The sequence below is a fragment of the Alteromonas sp. ABH4_452 genome (genome assembly GCF_056311825.1).
Genome location: NZ_CM149973.1, coordinates 1,442,165 through 1,460,180 on the forward strand (window position 1 = coordinate 1,442,165; position 18,016 = coordinate 1,460,180).

Genomic DNA, 18,016 nt, shown 5'->3' on the forward strand with positions numbered 1-18,016 from the left:
AATGAGAGGGCGTTTCATACTTATGTCTAAATAAGGTTTTTCTAATATTGTATTGGTTAGAAAGGAGCTACTAACTTTGCTCAACGGGAACGCGCACCTTACCTTCCATCAAAACACGGGCGCTTCTGCTCATTACAGCTTGCTCGATTTTCCACTTGTCGTTTTCAAAAGTGGCTTTAGCGCCTACTCGAAGCGTTCCGGATGGGTGGCCAAAAGTCACCGATTCTCTGTCTTCACCTCCTGCGGCTATATTCACCAAGGTTCCTGGAATGGCAGCAGCGGCGGCAATAGCTACTGCTGCTGTGCCCATCATGGCGTGGTGAAGTTTCCCCATAGAAAGCGCGCGTACTAGTACGTCTATGTCGGAACCTAATATATCTTTGCCGCTTGACGCTTTATAACCTCTCGGAGAGGCGACAAACGCAACCTTAGGTGTATGCTGCCTGTTTGCAGCTTCACCGACATCTTTGATTAGCCCCATTTGAACCGCGCCGTATGCACGAATGGCTTCGAACTTCGAAAGCGCCTCTGCATCACTGTTAATGTCGTCTTGCAGCTCAGTGCCTGTGTAGCCAAGATCTTCCGCATTAATAAAAATAGTCGGAATACCCGCGTTTATCATAGTCGCCTGAAGTGAACCTACGCCTGGGACTTCCAGTGTGTCGACTAAGCGTCCAGTAGGGAAAATAGCGCCTTCACCGTCGGCTGGGTCAACAAAGGCCACTTCTACTTCTGCGGCTGGGAAAGTAACGCCGTCTAGCTCAAAATCACCGGTTTCTTGTACTTCACCATTAGTCATTGGTACTTTTGCAATAATGGCTTTGTTAATATTCGCCTGCCAAATGTTGACGGTGGCAATGCCGTTTTCCGGAATCTTACTTTCATCAACTAAGCCATTGCTAATAGCAAAAGCACCAACCGCTGCGGTAAGATTTCCGCAGTTTCCGCTCCAGTCTACAAAAGGTTTGTCGATAGCTACTTGACCAAACAGGTAGTCGACATCAAAACCTTCACGTTCACTTTTGCTTAAGATCACTGTTTTGCTGGTACTTGAGGTAGCACCGCCCATACCGTCAGTTTGTTTACCGTATGGATCTGGGCTTCCGATGACACGAAGAAGTAGGGCATCGCGCGCCGGTCCCGGCTGTTGTGCTGCCTCTGGCAAATCAGTTAAATTAAAAAACACACCTTTACTGGTACCGCCACGCATGTAGGTAGCCGGTACTCGAAGTTGTGGCGCATACTTTGTCATGTTCTTTCCCTCAACTAGCTTCCGCTTCTAAGAAGTCCTTGGCGAAGCGCTGTAATACGCCGCCTGCGCTGTAGATAGAAACTTCCTCTGCTGTATCTAAACGACAGGTTACAGGCACTTCTAACTGCTCACCGTTTAGACGGTTTACTACTAGCGTAAGCGTTGCACCTGGTGACGGTTCGCCGCTAACGTCGTAAGTTTCTGTGCCATCTAGCTCTAGTGTTTTACGGGTTGTGCCAGGTTTGAACTCAAGCGGTAATACGCCCATACCAATCAGGTTAGTACGGTGAATACGCTCAAAGCCTTCAGCCACAATTACTTCAACGCCTGCTAGACGTACACCTTTAGCTGCCCAGTCACGTGATGAACCCTGACCATAATCAGCACCTGCTACAATAATCAGCGGTTGTTTACGGTTCATGTAAGTTTCGATAGCTTCCCACATGCGTACTACTTTACCCTCGGGCTCAACGCGGGCCAGTGAACCTTGCTTCACTTCACCGTTTTCCAGCACCATCTCATTGAATACTTTCGGATTCGCAAGAGTAGCGCGCTGTGCGGTTAAATGATCGCCCCGGTGGGTAGCGTAGGAGTTGAAGTCTTCTTCGGGTAGCTCCATTTTTGCTAAGTATTCACCTGCAGCACTGCTTGCCATAATGGCGTTCGAAGGTGATAGATGGTCAGTGGTGATGTTGTCACCCAAAATGGCTAACGGACGCATACCTTTCATTGTACGCTCTGCATCCATTGCGCCTTCCCAGTAGGGCGGGCGGCGAATGTAGGTGCTCATTTCACGCCAGTCATAAAGCGGGTTAATGTCTTTGCCATAGTCCACGCTTAAATCGAACATTGGCTCGTACACTTTTCTGAAGTGTTCAGGCTTCACTGACTTCGCAACAATAGCATCAATTTCTTCGTCGCTTGGCCAAATGTCTTTAAGCGTTACTGGGTTGCCTTCTTTGTCAGTGCCCAATACGTCTTTTTCAATATCAAAACGCACGGTACCGGCGATGGCGTAAGCTACAACAAGTGGTGGCGAAGCTAGGAATGCTTGCTTTGCGTAAGGGTGAATACGGCCGTCGAAGTTACGGTTACCCGACAATACTGCTGTTGAGTAAAGATCGCGGTCGATGATCTCTTGCTGAATTTTTGGGTCTAGCGCGCCGCTCATACCGTTACAGGTAGTACACGCAAACGCAACCACGCCAAAACCTAAATCTTCCAGCTCGCTCATCAGGTTAGCTTCTTCAAGATACAACTTAACGGCCTTAGAGCCTGGTGCTAGTGAGCTCTTAACCCACGGCTTACGGGTTAAACCGCGCGCGTTGGCATTTCGAGCAAGTAAACCTGCAGCAATTACATTGCGTGGGTTCGATGTATTAGTACAGCTTGTGATTGCCGCGATAATAACCGCGCCATCAGGCATTTTGCCTTCCTCTTCGGTCCACTTCGCTGCTATACCGCGACTTTCTAAATCGCTGGTAGGTAAACGTGCGTGAGGGTTAGAAGGGCCAGCCATGTTACGCCCAACAGAAGACAGGTCGAACGTAAGCACCCGCTCATACTCGGCAGTTTCTAAATCATCAGCCCATAAACCTGTGTGCTTAGCATATTGCTCAACTAGCGCAATTTGCTTTTCCTCACGTCCTGTTAGGCGCAAGTAATCAATAGTTTGCTGGTCAATGTAGAACATGGCGGCAGTGGCGCCGTATTCCGGTGTCATGTTCGAAATGGTTGCGCGGTCGCCTAGCGTCAGGTGCGATGCACCTTCACCATAGAATTCAAGATACGCGGAGACTACGCGCTCTTTACGCAAGAATTCAGTTAACGCTAATACAATGTCGGTTGCGGTAATGCCAGGCTGTGGTTTGCCGGTAAGTTCAACACCTACAATATCAGGCAATCGCATATATGACGCACGGCCCAGCATAACGCTTTCCGCTTCAAGACCGCCCACACCCACGGCAATTACGCCAAGTGCATCAACGTGCGGCGTGTGGCTGTCGGTACCTACTAGCGTGTCAGGGAAGGCAACGCCGTCACGAGCTTGAATAACCGGCGACATACGCTCCAAGTTTATTTGGTGCATAATGCCGTTACCCGGCGGGATAACATCAACGTTTTTAAACGCGGTTTTTGTCCAGTTAATAAAGTGGAAACGGTCATCGTTACGTCTGTCTTCGATAGCACGGTTTTTCTCAAACGCGTCTTTCTCAAAACCAGCATGCTCTACAGCTAATGAGTGATCCACAATCAACTGTGTTGGAACTACTGGGTTAACCTTCGCCGGATCGCCGCCTTTTGCGGCAATAGCATCGCGAAGCCCCGCTAAGTCTACCAGTGCCGTTTGACCTAAAATGTCATGACACACTACGCGAGCAGGAAACCACGGAAAGTCTAGGTCGCGCTTGCGATAAATCAGCTGTTTAAGTGAGTCGGTAAGCATTTCAGGGGCGCATTTGCGCACTAAGTTTTCAGCCAGCACACGCGACGTATAAGGCAGTTTGGCGTAGGCGCCAGGTTCAATAGCATCTACCGCTTCACGGGTATCGAAAAAGTCGATACCCGCGTTAGGAAGCGGTTTACGGTAATCAATATTCATAAAACCCCAACCTTAATCTTAAGCGCGTTCGCTAATAACTGGCACTGGGCGAAGTTCTTCGCCTGTGTATTCTGCTGACGGACGAATAATACGGTTGTCAGCGCGCTGTTCCATAACATGTGCCGCCCAACCTGTTAGACGAGACATTACGAAGATTGGCGTAAATAGCGGTGTAGGAATACCCATAAAGTTGTACGCAGAGGCATGGAAGAAATCAGCGTTACAGAATAGTTTCTTCTCGCGCCACATCACTTCTTCACAACGAACTGATACAGGGTAAAGCACGTCGTCGCCCACATCGGCAGCTAGCTTTTCAGACCATTGCTTGATAATTTCGTTACGTGGGTCAGAGTCTGAGTAAATAGCATGGCCAAAGCCCATGATCTTCTCTTTGCGCTCAAGCATGCCCATCATTTTTTCTTCTGCGTCATCAGCAGAGGTAAAGCCTTCAATCATTTCCATCGCTGCTTCGTTAGCACCACCGTGAAGTGGACCACGCAGTGAGCCGATAGCACCCGTTACACAAGAATGCATATCAGATAAGGTTGAAGCGCAAACACGTGCAGTGAAGGTGGACGCGTTAAATTCATGCTCAGCATAAAGAATTAGCGAAACGTGCATGACTTGTTCGTGTAGTTCACGTGGCTTTTCACCGTGAAGCATGTGAAGGAAGTGACCTCCAATTGAGTCGTCATCGGTTTCAACATCTACGCGCACACCATCGTGCGAGAAGCGGTACCAGTAGCAGATAATACTTGGGAAACATGCCAACATACGGTCTGTCACGTCTTGTTGTTGGTCGAAGCTGGTTTCCATTTCAAGGTTACCCAGCATTGAACAGCCTGTGCGAAGTACGTCCATTGGGTGGGCATTCTTCGGAATGCGCTCTAGCACTTCTTTAAGTGCTGTTGGAAGGCCGCGCATGCCGCGAAGTTTTGTTTTATATGCGTCAAGTTCAGACTGATTAGGTAGCTTGCCCTTAAGAATAAGATACGCCACTTCTTCAAATTGACAGTTTTGCGCTAAGTCTTTTACGTCGTAACCACGATACGTTAAACCAGAACCTGATTTACCTACGGTTGATAATGCTGTTTTACCTGCAACTTGGCCGCGTAAACCCGCGCCACTTAACTGTTTAGCCATCTTGTTGTCTCCGGTCTTGTATAATTTGTAAGGTACTTTCAATTGACAATAGTGTGTAATTTGGACGCTTGAAGTTGGCGGGCACATTGGCTGCAGGAGCAAAGCACAGTTCCCTGCCACGCCGTAAACCCATCCATGGGGGCTCCGCTTCGGCATCCATGCCTCAGAGGGGCAGGGAACTGTACTTCACCCCTGCATCTTCGCGCCCGCCAACTTCAAGCTGAATTTATTTACTAATTTTTGCCTTCTGCGAATAGCGCATCTAGCTTTTGCTCGTATTCGTGGTAGCCAAGATAATCGTAAAGCTCCATACGTGTTTGCATGCTGTCGACAACGGCTTTTTGGTCGCCTTTTTCAAGTATAGATTTGTACACCATTTCTGCTGCTTTATTCATCGCACGGAATGCACTTAGTGGGTAAAGCACCATGTCGGCACCCCATTCACCAAGCTCTTCTTTGTTCCACAATTCGGTTTTGCCGAACTCAGTGATATTGGCAAGGATCGGTACGTCTAGGGCCTCTGAGAATGCACGGTAGTGCTCTTCAGTTTGAACCGCTTCTGCGAATATGCCGTCGGCACCTGCTGCAACGTAAGCTTTTGCACGCTCAATAGCTTTTTCTAAACCTTCTTGCGCAAACGCGTCGGTGCGCGCCATAATGAAAAAGTCGGGGTCGGTTCTGGCATCAACTGCAGCTTTAATGCGGTCCACCATTTCTTCTGTGCTTACAATTTCTTTGTTTGGGCGGTGACCACAGCGCTTTTGTGCAACCTGATCTTCCATGTGAACTGCCGCCGCGCCTGCTTTTTCCATGTCGCGAATGGTTTTGGCAATATTGAATGCACCGCCCCAACCTGTGTCGATATCTACCATTAATGGAAGGTCGCATGCGCTGGTGATTCGCTGAACGTCTGCAATCACATCGTTAAGCGATGTCATGCCTAAATCGGGTAGGCCGTAAGACGCATTAGCTACGCCGCCACCTGATAGGTAAATAGCTTGGTGTCCAATGGCTTTGGCCATCATTGCGGTATAGGCGTTAATGGTACCGACAATTTGTAGCGGTTTGTTGTTCTCTAATGCGGTTCTGAATTTCTTTCCTGCACTCATGATAATCACTCGCTTATTTGAAAGTAGGGTAGAGGTGAATTAGGTATGAAGAAGACTGAGTGGTGTTAACCATGATTAAGCTTCTTCTCAATATTATTTTTTGAATAAAGAATATGGCGACGCATTAGCATTTCAGCCAGTTCCTCGTCGCGATTAGCAATGGCGTTTACGATGTGTCTGTGCTCATCAAACGCAGTGCTTACGCGAGGGCCAGCCATACCGAGCTGCACGCGATACATGCGTACTAAATGGTAAAGCCCGTCTACAAGTACACTGATGAGATGATCATTCTTACTGCCAGTTACAATTCTGTAGTGAAAGTCTACATCGCCCGCTTCTTGGTAGTAGCTTTGGCCATCTTTTACTTTATCGAAGTGGCTATCGAGCAATGCCTGCATATCGGCAATTTCTTCATCGCTCATGTAGCGTGCGGCTAAGCGTGCCGCCATGCCTTCTAACGCTTCGCGCACTTGATAAAGCTGAATAAGGCCTTCGGGGGACAGTGCAACCACACGGGCACCGACGTTCGCTTTACGTTCTACTAGGTGGCAAGTGGCTAGGCGGTTTATGGCTTCACGTATAACAGCGCGACTAACTTCATACTTTGTCGACAATTCCATTTCACTAAGCTTACTGCCTGCTGGAATGATGCCCTCAACTATATCCTTTCTTAATTGAAAGAAAGTGCGGTCGGCATTGGTGATGGCTTGTTCGCTTTTTACTAACACTTTACATCGTCTTTGATTAACTAATGTCGACAATATATGCCTGTTAGACGTCTTTTTCAACCTTTCTAAGCCCAAATTGTCGACAACGAGCGTAAGCTGTTGGTCTTATGGAGGTGTTTAAAAATATTGCTTAAACGAGGGGTAGAAAGCTTTGGTTCTATCTGAATATGAACGCAAACTAGTTGTCGGAACTCGCATTCGAACGCTGTCGCAGCGGGGTTGAAAGTTGGGGGCGGGTATTGATTGGAATTATGTGTGGTAACCAGCGTCACAACAGAAATATCTGCAGTGAGTAATTTGATTAAAGTTTGTCCGCTTGGTCTAGGTTTTAATTTATCATTCTAACCAGGCTTTGTTAGGTGGTTGTTATATTTATTTGTTTGATATTTATTCTCTTTTTGGGCTTTTAAAGAAATCGGAGTCTTGATGCTTAACTTAACCAATTAGTCTAATTTTGAAGTCTTATTTTAGTAAAAGTGTAATATTTTACTTTGCAAGGTCGCAATCTAACGGTAACATATCGTTCCAGTCTTCAAGCCTAAATTCTTCTACTGAATTTTAGAGGACTGGAAAAGTATTCACTACTTTTAAAGCAGAGTTTTATTGAAAGTAAGTTTGTAATGTTTTATTGCGACTTACTTTTTTATTGCCTGTAATCCAGTATTAGCACAAGGTTATGTGTGCCTCTTAGTTCAATGAGTTTAGTCTTTCAAGGTTCCAAAGAAGAACTTGAAGCAGCTTATAACAACAAATTTATACCTAACACTCACGCAAAAGGGGTTACACCATGAAATCCAATACTGACGTGTCTAAGACACTCGCCAGTAAGCTTTCACCTGTCGCACTAGCAGTAGCGATGACCGTTCCAGCTCTTTCAAACATTGCTGTTGCTCAAGAAACTGAAGCAACTGAAGAACAACAATTTGAAGCCATTACCGTTACCGCGACAAAACGCCCTCAAGTTATTTATGAAGTGCCAATTGCTATCAGTGCTTTTGACGGCGATAAGCTAGCTTCTCAAGGTATTACTGACCTGACAGACGTTGGTAAGTTTGTACCAAATCTAAACGTTACTGGTTTTTCTGCCGGTCATACGTCTTCTGTAAACCCATTTATTCGTGGTATTGGTCTTCAAGATCACCTAATTACTACAGACCCGGGTGTAAGTGTTTATGTTGATGGTGTTTACCTAGGCCGCCAAGTTGGTCAAAACTGGAGTCTCAACAACATTGAGCGTATTGAGGTACTTCGTGGTCCTCAAGGCACCCTATACGGTCGTAACTCTATCGGTGGTGCAATAAACATCATCACTAAAGAGCCAGACCAAGGCGATGTAACTAAAATCAATACTGAGTTTGGTACACGTGGTCGCGTAAAAGCAGACCTTTTTGTTAACCACGCTTTATCAGAAACTGTTGCGTTCAATATGAATTTGGCTTTCAACAAGCGCGACGGGCTTGGCGAATTTATCAACGTACCAAATGCTGAATACGACGTAGGTGAAACTGAAGATATTTCAGGTCGTGTTTCACTTAAGTGGGAGCCTTCAAATGACTTCCGTATGGTATTAACTGCAGACGCTAACAATGGCGACGGCGGCCTTCGCCCATACACTGTGCTTATTGATGAAGTGGGCTCAGCACGTTACTTTGGTGGTGGTAATGGCCTTGGTATAGAGCTGCGTAATAGCGATGTGACGCCTGAAGGCGCTGATATCTACGATAACGCAACAGGTACTGAAGCAGTAACTGGCGTATCGAACGAAGCGCGCGGCATTTCATTGACGACCGAATGGGACATCAACGACGATTACACAGCTAAAGTGGTAGCAAGCCAACGTACATCAAAGTACAAGGCTGGCCTTGACGATGACGGCACGGTTTTCTCACTAGACCAGTTCCCTGAGCGCGGTGAAGCAGATCAAACATCAATCGAACTTCAGCTTAACGGCTATATCAACGAATACACTGACTTCGTAGCCGGTCTTTACTACTTCAACGAAGAAGGTAGCAACCGCCAAGGTGATGACTCTAACTTCGATGGTGGTCCTAACCTGCTTGCGCTAGACCAAGAAACTACGTCAAAAGCAGCATACGTAAATGTACGTCATGATTTGACTGACGAACTAAGTGTTTCTGGTGGCCTTCGTTACACCAAAGACGAAAAAGATGCGTCTGCGAACGTATTCTCAGCACTTGGAACTATCTATGATTCGAACGATTGGGATGAAGTAACTTGGGAGCTTGCTACAAACTACACGTTTGACAATGGCATGACAGGTTATGCGACTATCCAGTCTGGTTATCAGTCTGGTCAGTTCCCAGCGCGCCCTTACTGCCTAATTGGCCAGTTCTTTGGTGCAGGCGGTTTTGATGATATCGAAGGTGCGCAAGCAGCAGTTCGTGCAAACAACTGTTTCACAGCTTCAGACAATATTACCGCTACTAACTATGAAGTGGGTATCAAAGGTCGTGTGAATGACTACTTCGATATCAGTGTTGCCGTATTTAACACCGAGTTTGAAGATCTTCCTTACCAAGTAAGTCGAGTTAGCGAAGGTGGTTTTGATACAGCAAACCTTGTTGTTGAACAAACTTCTCGTGGCGTAGAAGCTGATGCAACATTTAGTTATGGTAACTTCAGCATGATGACCAGTATTGGTTATATGGACGTTGATGTTGAAGAGCAAGACGGTTTCAACCCTGTTGCACCGCTTACGCCTGACCTAACGTTAGCAATTGGCCCGCAATATACCTTCGAGCTTGATGGTGGCGATTCAATTCGCGTGCGTGCTGATTACTCATACCGCGCTGAAATGTATGGCGAGCCGACGTCTGCACCTGAGCGTATGACCGAGCTAGATAGCCGTGAGCTAGTAAACTTTGACATTGCTTACACGCCAGCGAATGATGCTTACACCGTAGCCCTTTACGGTCGCAACATTTTCGATGAGCGTTACGACAACGCACGCTTGAATACAGGTGACTATATCCTGCAAATTTTAAGCAACGATGCGAGCGAGTTTGGTGTTAGGTTCTCAACTGAATTCTAATATCAACAACGAGTTATAATAATAAAGCCAGTCTTGTGACTGGCTTTTTTTTGCTTATTTTTTCTTGTTTTATCTGCATTATTAGCATAATTTTAGAATTGTATTAAAAGTAATCGGCCAATAACAATGAAGCTAAAATCAATTTCTCGTTTAATCACCATGTTTGCGACAAGTCTGCTTTTTAGCTGCACATACACTGTATATCTACCGGATGATGAAGCAGGTAATGCCACTCGCAACGAAAGAGCAGCATTAGCCAACCCTGAGTTTGGTAACCAGTGCCGCTATGGTAGTAACGGCGAGTACGGCACATGCCCCACGTCGAACGGTGAAATGGTTGGTACGTCTTGTTCTTGTCCGACTCCTTCAGGGCAAATTATGGGAACGGTGTCGAAATATTAGAAATGCTTTAGCTGCACGTTAAGCCTTTCAATCATACGGAGATGGAGCGTGGGTTTTTTTACCAGTTTCAAAAAATCGCGGTTAGAAAGAAAGTTTAAGAAAAACGAATGGGTAATCATTCAGCCTATTCCGTTCTCTCAATTCGAACAACTTATCGTAGAGCATGTTGACGCAGGTTGGGAAATTGAGGATGACTATGAACGACTTGCTGAAACCACAGCTAAATGGCAGTGTGAATTACGCAAAGGTACCAGCATTTTAACCTGCGTATGGACTGCAAAGCATCAAGGAATACTCTACGGTCCTGAGCGCGTGCTTACCGGTTTGTCAGAAAAATTAACTATACCCACGTCTACGACAATTTCTACGACGTGGTTTTAAGCTTCTATTAAAGCCAGCCTTTTTGTTTCGCGATGCGTGCTGCGTCGACACGGTTCGTTGCATCAAGCTTTGATATCGCTTCGGAAAGATAGTTTCTTACTGTACCTTCTGATAAAAACAACGATTGCGCGATGTCTTGGGTTTTGAGTCCGTCAGAAGCAAGCTTAAGTGCCGCCATTTCTTTCTGCGAAAGCGGATTGTTGTCGTCGAGGGCCATGATAGCCAGCTCTGTCGAAATCACTTTTTCCCCCGCAGATACTTTATGTATGGCATCTATCAGGTAGTCGCTGTCAGACTCTTTTAAAATAAAACCTTTAACCCCTAAGCTTAATGCACGTTTAATATATCCCGGTTTCGAAAATGTAGTCATTAAAACTACCTTGGTACTAAGGAATTTTTCTGTCACGTGGGCGGCCAAATCTAGGCCTGAGACCAGCGGCATTTCAATATCGCTTAGGATAATGTCTGGCGCAGGGTGATCGCTTAAATACTTAATCGCTTCTTGCCCATTACTGCATTTAGCTGCGATGGTTAGGTCGTCCTCTAGTGACAGAAGCATGGCTATGGCATCTCGAATTAGCGATTGGTCTTCAACAATTAAAATGGTTGTTTTCGCTTTTAAATTCATAGCGCCACCTTTTCAGACGATGGGTTTTTTATAATAAGCTGCACGTTTACAGAAGGGTGGGGGTGAAACGAAATGCTCACATCTGCATTTATAGATGCTGCACGTTCTCTAATACCCATTAATCCGTTTCCTTCTTTAATTGACCCGCTGTCCTCAACTACACCATCATCTTGATAGGTCATGATCAAAGTTTGCGGATTATCGTTAAGGTCAAAATTAATAGATACCGTCTTTCCCTTTGAATAGCGCAAGGTATTGGTGGTTAATTCCTTTACTATAAGCGCAAGCTGGCTTTCTTGCTTTGAAGTCAGCTTCATCAAAGCGCTGTCATCAATAGTGGTTGAAACGTTAAAGCCGTTTTCTTCTAGCAGTGCTTTATCTTTCGCTATTTCATCACCAAGGGAAAGTTGTTTAATGTCTGATACTGCCTGACGAATGTCGCTTAATAATGCTTGAGATAGTTGCGCCAACGCCTTTACTTCCCTATGCGCGTCAGCAATTTTATCCTTACTAATAAGCTTATCAGCCAGTTGAGCTTTCAACGAAATTGAGCTTAATGCGTGACCTGCAACATCGTGTAAGTCTCTGCCAATGCGTTCTCTTTCAGCTATCGCGGATAATACGTGCAAGGCTTCAGCTTGCTGGCTTTCTTTTAGGCCATGAAGGGTTTCCTTACGCTCCATAACGCCAAAACCAAACAATACCAAACTGTTAATTATTGAAGCACCTAAGAGGAAGTGTGCATTTTCAAACATAGTAATATTTAGGGTGAAGAGCACGATCATCATTATGCTTATGCTTGCTAACCCCGTTTTGAACGAGTTGTAATAGCCAATAATGAATGCAATAAAACCTATAATCGTCGCGCCACCTGGATTTTGAAAACAACAGGCGACAGAAAGCAAAAACATAGACAATAAATAGGAAGGAATAGCTTTGACAGGCTGGCTTATCGCTTTGATGTACAGAACAATAAAGCTTAGGTATCCCAAGCTTTGAATTACCCATACCTCGATGGGAAGAGGATGGGAAATTATGAGGGGCACAAAAAAGAACAGCGAAAAAAACAAGCTGGCATGAGACCAGCGCTTTTTTCTACCACTTCCCAATAATGGCATGACCGGCGCCATATCGCTTTTGCCTACATTATTTATTGAGCCACCCACTGTCGCAGTGCCTTCATTTAAATGAGCTGTAGGCACTGCGTCGTTGTTATTTTGCATGCTGTTATGGCTGCGCATTGTGAGTACTTCGTCCTTACTGAAATACAACGGCTGACTTGCTAGTAATTAGCAAGGTACCAGAGATAATTAACATAATACCTAGCACGGCATAAATGTCGAAAGTTTGTTTCCAAAATATCACCGAAGCAGCAGTGATTAGCGCGATACCCATCCCTGACCATATCGCATAGGCAACGCCAATTCCCATGTTTTTTAGGACCATGGCAAACAACATTCCTGACACCGTATAAAAAAATATAGCGCCGTAGCCAAAGGCCCATTTCTCCCAACCGTTCGACATTTTAAGCAGCATGGTAGCCGTAACCTCAGTGATAATTGCAACCGCTAAAAGTAAGTAAGTCATCGTATGTTCCTTCTTGTTAAAGTGAAATTAGTTAGATTTGATTGTTTGAAAACGGCGTTCAAGAGTGATGAGCGACACAATGTAAACCGCGACAATTACCGCCGAAATTGCTTCTACTCGTGCTTCGGGAAACAGGTACCAAGCTACAACAATCCCGAAGGTTCTTGCGATAGTGTGAAAATAGCCAACCCAATGCTCTATAGCCCACGATAAAGGCATCCACATTAGTCCAGCAAGAATGCCGATACTCAACGGCACGGTTGTGTGGTCGATGGCTGCAACCGGAAGGGCGATGGCAAAGACCAGTAGGCTCATAAACATACCAACAAAGAAAAGGCGGTCGAAGCTGTTCTTTACTGCGCTTTTCGCAAAGAATCTTTCACCGGTAAGGTAAGACAAGCCTGCGCCTAGATAGAAAATTGCCCCTGTGCCGATATAAATCATCCAGGTTATGGTGAGCTCAGATACAAAGGGAGCACTAATACCAAGCAACGCCCAAACAAGGGTGCCTGCAAGCGGCATTGCAATGAATCTATTGTTTTTGAAGTCTTCACGCTGTTCTTCCAATGAAAGAGGGAAACTCTGAACATTGGTTCCAGGAGTGTGATTTAGGAGGTGTTCCATTTGCTTTACCTAGTGTTGTAATGTCGATAGGTAAAGTATGCAAAAGTGTCTTAGATAGCGTTAGTCACAAACGTCACCAATCGCATGTGACATTTGTCACAAGATTTACAAGCATGGGCTTGGGCTAGCTTTGTCGCGCTTTTTTCGCCTTGCGCTTGTTTAAGACAGAGTCACCATCTTCTTTCGAAAGCATTAAGCTGTCGTAAATACTCACTAGCGCCACCGCTCCCATAAACATCATAGATAGGGTGAAGGTTTGTAGATTTGGCGTGTCGGGGCTTTGTCCAAGAATGAAGGCTGCAGCAGCGATGGCAAGCGCTGATAAGGTAATACCAAGGCCACGATTCATTTGCATTAGAATAGCGCCTAACGTATTCGCATCTCGCATTTTATTAGGTGGTACGTCGGCAAAAGCAATAGTATTTATTAACGTTAAGTGCATTGAGCGAGTCACGCCGTTAGCAAACAAGATAGCGGCAATGGTAAACGACGACGTAGCGTGATTTATCATCGCTAGCGCGACAAAACCAAGAGCAATGAGTACTCCGTTCACTACAAGCACACGTTTGAAACCAAACGTATTCATAATCCATGTTGTTGCAGGCTTTATCGCCAAGTTTCCTGCAAAAAGCCATAGTAAAAGGGAACCAGCCTCTACAGGCGAGTAACCTAGCCCTAGCTGTAGCATTAGCGGCACAAGAAAAGGCGCACTTCCAAGTGCCACTCGCACAACAGAGCCTCCGTAGACTGAAAGTCTGAAGGTTTTATGCTGCATGGCATCGAATGAAAATAGGGGATTTTTGGCTTTTTTAACATGTTGTATTGCGAGAATCATGAGTGTTAAGCCAACGGCAATGACGCCAAGAGACTGAAGAAGTTTGTCGCTGGTACTGGCAAGAAACTCGATACCAGCCATAAAAAGCGCAAAGCCTACGCCGGTAAGCAAAAAGCCTTTAATATCAAATTTTCCTACATCACCTTTGGTGTTTCGCAATAGGTAAAGAGAGGCGAGGATCGCGATAATACCCAGCGGAATATTCATATAAAAAATCCACTGCCAGCTAAAATGTGTGGCTATGTAGCCGCCAAGTACTGGGCCTAATAGCGGCGCACTCAAGGCGGGCCATGTAATAATCGCTACGGTTTTTACTAGTTTTTCTTTTGGCAAATCCCGCAATACTACTAATCTTCCAACCGGCACCATCATAGCACCGCCTAACCCTTGAAGAATGCGAGATAAGGTAAATTCAAATAGGCTGGTACTTAAGCCACAAAGAACCGAAGCAAAAGTAAAAACGGCAATCGCCGCTATAAATATTGTGCGAGCCCCAAATTTGTCAGCAGCGTAACCACTTAAAGGGATAAAGAGCGTGACGGCTACCAAATAAGCCGACACGCCGATAGAAAGGTGGGCTGCCGGCACGTTAAAGTCAGCAGCAATAACAGGGAGCGCCGTGGTAATTACCGTGGCGTCCAAAATTTCCATAAAGAGTGCCCCTGCTACCAAAAGGGCAGTGGCAAGCTCTTTATTGAACAATTTCAAAGGCTCTAACGACGCGAGCTACACCCGTAATATTACGCGCAATATCGACCGCAGCTGTAGCTTCAAGGTTAGTTAATCGACCCATTAAAAATACCTCTGAGTCTTGCACTACCACTTTAATCTGAAGAGCCGGTACGCGCTCATCTGCGACTATCTTGGTGCGTACTTTTGACGCGAGCCACAGGTCGTTGGCTTGTGTACCTGCACCTATGGGTTCGCCAATGCGTATTTGGTTGTGAATTTTCTTAATGTAGCTGACTTCCTGAGCACGGCTAACTGCCTCGTCTATAAGCCCTTGATTAGGGGCTTGACCGGTAAGTAAGGCAACACCGTTATAAACATCAACCTGAAGGTTAGTCTGCTCTTTAAGCGCGTCACTTTTCGACCATTGGTAAGACACCGCCGCATCGGCATTTTGATCGTCAAGTTGTGTACCTACCGTACGTCTATCGTTAGCCACTTTTGCAGCCATGGCGCCGGCAGCACCGACTGCCACTACGCAACCTTGTAATGTTAAAATTAGGGCTAATACAGTGCCAAGCAGGCTTAAGTTTTTTATTTGTCTACTCATAGTTAGTTTGATCAGTCGTCGCCATGATCAGCAGGGAATAAGCTGTCGTCAATGCATTCACATAGGTTGTGAATAACTAGAAGGTGCACTTCTTGAATACGTGCGGTACGGTTAGAAGGGACGCGAATTTCGACGTCATGCTCACTTAAAAAACCAGCCATTTCGCCGCCGTCTTTACCGGTAAGCGCAACTATGGTCATGTCTCGAGAAAGTGCTGCTTCCATTGCCGCGATAACATTACGTGAATTGCCGCTAGTGGAGATAGCCAAAAGAATATCTCCCGGCTGGCCTAACGCACGTACCTGCTTGGCAAATATTTCGTCGTAACTGTAGTCATTAGCGATAGACGTGATGGTCGACGTGTCTGTGCTTAACGCAATAGCAGGTAGGCTAGGGCGGTCACGTTCGTAGCGGTTTAACATTTCTGATGAAAAGTGCTGTGCGTCGCCAGCAGAACCACCATTACCACAGCTCAGTACTTTATTGCCTCTTATCAAGGCTTCAACCATCATGTACGCCGCTTTTTCAATATATTCTGGCAATATTTCCGAGGCTGCGATTTTTGTCTGAATGCTCTCGGTAAAGTTCGCTTTTATCTGTTCAATCATCTGTCATCTCTTTGTTTTCAACTGCCTACTGATCTCTTTTAGTGGTTGTAGCACTAAGTTACAACGCATGGCTAAGCATAATGATCAGTATCTGAGAAATATTTGCTTATGTTTTGCATTATCAAAATCAAATACCACGTGACATTGGCCTTTACTGCAATGCCAAGGCGTTATTTATTGAAGCGAGCGAAAAAACTCTACTAAGTTCTTTGCTTCATCTTCAACCTTAAAGTTTTTTACAACGTGTTCGCGACCTGCTTTGCCCATTTCTGCAAGTTTATCCATATCTGAAAGTAGCAGGTCCATTTTTTCAGTTACAGCTTGCTGGTCTCTGGTAGGAACGATGTATCCGTCAATGCCTGGTCTAACGATATCTTCCCAAGCTCCCGCCTGTGTCGCTAGTACAGCCGCGCCAGCACTCATGGCTTCCGGCACGGTTAAACCAAAGCCTTCATTGTAACTAAGAGCACTCACAAGTGACAATGCACTGAATATTTTAGGAATCTGTTCAAACGGCAACTCACCGGTGAAAATAATGCGATCAGTTAAACCTGCTTCACACACCTTTTCTTTAAGTTCGTTTACAAACCCTTGGTTGCTTGGCGAAATGGCACCCACCACTACCGCATTTACATCAGGGTATTTAGGTAATATTTTGATGCAGGCCTCCACAAAAAGGTGAACCCCTTTTTGCTCTCTTACTCTACCTAAAATTCCTATTCCGTATTTTCCTCCGTAACCTAATGACTGCCAAGCTTCCTGCTTGTTTTCTGCTGGTGTGTAATTATCAATTTGCACACCGTGAAGATTAATCTTGGCAGGAGGTTTGTTTAAGTACTTTGCAGAACGGTTACTCATCGCAATAATAGCGTCCATTCTGTTGCTTAACCATACGGTGGAAGCGGAACGCTCCCGTTGAGCCGCTGAGCTAAATACAAGCTTTATCTTTGCGCGAAAAATGTATTTCAGCAGCACTCCTTGAATCATTTCGTCAACGCGGCGTGCGTGAAAAATACGCCACTTACCATTGCTAAGCGGGCGTTGACACATTTTAACGACTTCCCAGAATGTTATCGTCATCGACGGATCTGAGACAAAGTGTTTACCCATGATCCGCAAATTGATCATGTGCTTTTGAATAGATGTCACCTGCAGCATAGTAGACGTTACACCAGAAAAGTTGGCACTAGAGTTACCAACTATTAATTCAATTTCTTGGTTATCAACGCTGCTTGGCGAAATCTCGTTGTTGGGATGACTCATTGTTTGTAGGAACCTAAGACACTTTCGTCACATAGAAGAAAGCGTGTAAAACTATGATAAAACAAATGGAATACTTCTGACATAAAGACATTTTCATTAATATCGGACGCGTCCATCGTTGCGTACGTTTAGCGTCCTCTTTGGGCAACACCGGTTTTAAAGCTGATATTGTCAGTCTTTAGCCCACGTTCTTTAGCCACTGAAGATTACTTCCGTCTATGGCGATAACGTCTATCCTTAAAGGCGTAGATGCTGGATTCAGGTTATTATCTAACAAATAGAAACCAAACGCAGCATGAATTCGATTTAGCTTTTTATCCGTTACAAATTCTATTGCACTGCCAAAATGATTCCGTTTCCGATATTTGACTTCAATACACACAATAGTATTGCCGTCTTGCATTACAATATCTAACTCACCACGTCGCGTACGGTAGTTTCGACACAGAAGGGTAAGGCCTTGTTCCTCAAGATAATGACAGGCTTTGTCTTCTGCTGCATTCCCTTGCAGTTTTGACATATT

17 protein-coding genes are annotated in these 18,016 nt (G+C 45.3%); 3 read left to right on the forward strand and 14 right to left on the reverse strand.

All coding sequences use genetic code 11. The annotated features are described in order from the left end of the window. Positions 1–70 precede the first annotated feature (70 nt). The 5 genes from prpF to ACYX4N_RS06180 all read right to left on the reverse strand — a co-directional run bounded on the left by prpF (position 71) and on the right by ACYX4N_RS06180 (position 6,834). Positions 71–1,252, reverse strand: a complete 1,182-nt coding sequence (gene prpF / locus ACYX4N_RS06160; protein WP_474805261.1) for a 2-methylaconitate cis-trans isomerase PrpF — start codon at positions 1,250–1,252, stop codon at positions 71–73. Positions 1,253–1,262: 10 nt separating this feature from the next. Further along, the gene (gene acnD, locus ACYX4N_RS06165) at positions 1,263–3,854 is read right to left on the reverse strand and encodes a Fe/S-dependent 2-methylisocitrate dehydratase AcnD (RefSeq protein ID WP_476055950.1); all 2,592 of its coding nucleotides are present in this window, start codon (positions 3,852–3,854) and stop codon (positions 1,263–1,265) included. Between the two features lie 18 nt (positions 3,855–3,872). After that, positions 3,873–4,997 (reverse strand): bifunctional 2-methylcitrate synthase/citrate synthase, encoded by a 1,125-nt coding sequence (gene prpC / locus ACYX4N_RS06170; RefSeq protein WP_476055951.1) that lies wholly within the window; start codon positions 4,995–4,997, stop codon positions 3,873–3,875. Between the two features lie 233 nt (positions 4,998–5,230). Further along, a complete protein-coding gene (gene prpB, locus ACYX4N_RS06175; protein WP_476055952.1) occupies positions 5,231–6,106 on the reverse strand; it encodes a methylisocitrate lyase in 876 nt (291 codons plus the stop codon). A gap of 65 nt (positions 6,107–6,171) precedes the next feature. Then, complete coding sequence (locus ACYX4N_RS06180) at positions 6,172–6,834, reverse strand: GntR family transcriptional regulator (protein ID WP_014977261.1); 663 nt, start codon at positions 6,832–6,834, stop codon at positions 6,172–6,174. 787 nt (positions 6,835–7,621) lie between these two features. On the opposite strand from ACYX4N_RS06180, the gene ACYX4N_RS06185 reads away from it, so the two are divergent. From ACYX4N_RS06185 to ACYX4N_RS06195, 3 genes are all read left to right on the forward strand, one after another. Then, on the forward strand, positions 7,622–9,886 hold the full coding sequence (locus tag ACYX4N_RS06185) for a TonB-dependent receptor (protein WP_476055953.1): 2,265 nt from the start codon (positions 7,622–7,624) through the stop codon (positions 9,884–9,886). A gap of 126 nt (positions 9,887–10,012) precedes the next feature. Further along, entirely contained in the window at positions 10,013–10,288 is a 276-nt protein-coding gene (locus tag ACYX4N_RS06190) for a hypothetical protein (RefSeq protein ID WP_474805267.1), read from the forward strand. 48 nt (positions 10,289–10,336) lie between these two features. Then, positions 10,337–10,669, forward strand: coding sequence for a hypothetical protein (locus ACYX4N_RS06195; RefSeq protein ID WP_474805268.1), 333 nt, complete (start codon positions 10,337–10,339; stop codon positions 10,667–10,669). 7 nt (positions 10,670–10,676) lie between these two features. Here ACYX4N_RS06195 and ACYX4N_RS06200 read toward each other — a convergent pair whose 3' ends face one another. The 9 genes from ACYX4N_RS06200 to ACYX4N_RS06240 form a co-directional block, all read right to left on the reverse strand. Then, complete coding sequence (locus tag ACYX4N_RS06200; protein ID WP_476055954.1) at positions 10,677–11,297, reverse strand: response regulator transcription factor; 621 nt, start codon at positions 11,295–11,297, stop codon at positions 10,677–10,679. Continuing rightward, on the reverse strand, positions 11,294–12,538 hold the full coding sequence (locus ACYX4N_RS06205; RefSeq protein ID WP_476055955.1) for a sensor histidine kinase: 1,245 nt from the start codon (positions 12,536–12,538) through the stop codon (positions 11,294–11,296). The genes ACYX4N_RS06200 and ACYX4N_RS06205 overlap by 4 nt, the downstream gene beginning before the upstream one ends. A 16-nt stretch (positions 12,539–12,554) precedes the next feature. Next, entirely contained in the window at positions 12,555–12,884 is a 330-nt protein-coding gene (locus ACYX4N_RS06210; RefSeq protein ID WP_474805271.1) for a DMT family transporter, read from the reverse strand. 27 nt (positions 12,885–12,911) lie between these two features. Next, positions 12,912–13,508, reverse strand: coding sequence for a DUF7010 family protein (locus tag ACYX4N_RS06215; protein WP_474805272.1), 597 nt, complete (start codon positions 13,506–13,508; stop codon positions 12,912–12,914). A gap of 124 nt (positions 13,509–13,632) precedes the next feature. After that, a complete protein-coding gene (locus tag ACYX4N_RS06220; RefSeq protein ID WP_476056423.1) occupies positions 13,633–15,015 on the reverse strand; it encodes an MFS transporter in 1,383 nt (460 codons plus the stop codon). 19 nt (positions 15,016–15,034) lie between these two features. After that, positions 15,035–15,610, reverse strand: a complete 576-nt coding sequence (locus ACYX4N_RS06225) for a BON domain-containing protein (RefSeq protein WP_474809221.1) — start codon at positions 15,608–15,610, stop codon at positions 15,035–15,037. Between the two features lie 23 nt (positions 15,611–15,633). After that, positions 15,634–16,230, reverse strand: coding sequence for a phosphoheptose isomerase (locus tag ACYX4N_RS06230; protein WP_118492632.1), 597 nt, complete (start codon positions 16,228–16,230; stop codon positions 15,634–15,636). Positions 16,231–16,404: 174 nt separating this feature from the next. Beyond that, entirely contained in the window at positions 16,405–17,493 is a 1,089-nt protein-coding gene (locus ACYX4N_RS06235) for a glycosyltransferase family 4 protein (RefSeq protein WP_476055956.1), read from the reverse strand. A gap of 178 nt (positions 17,494–17,671) precedes the next feature. Continuing rightward, positions 17,672–18,013: a YraN family protein gene (locus ACYX4N_RS06240; protein WP_476055957.1), complete on the reverse strand. Its 342-nt coding sequence runs from the start codon at positions 18,011–18,013 to the stop codon at positions 17,672–17,674. Positions 18,014–18,016 lie beyond the last annotated feature (3 nt).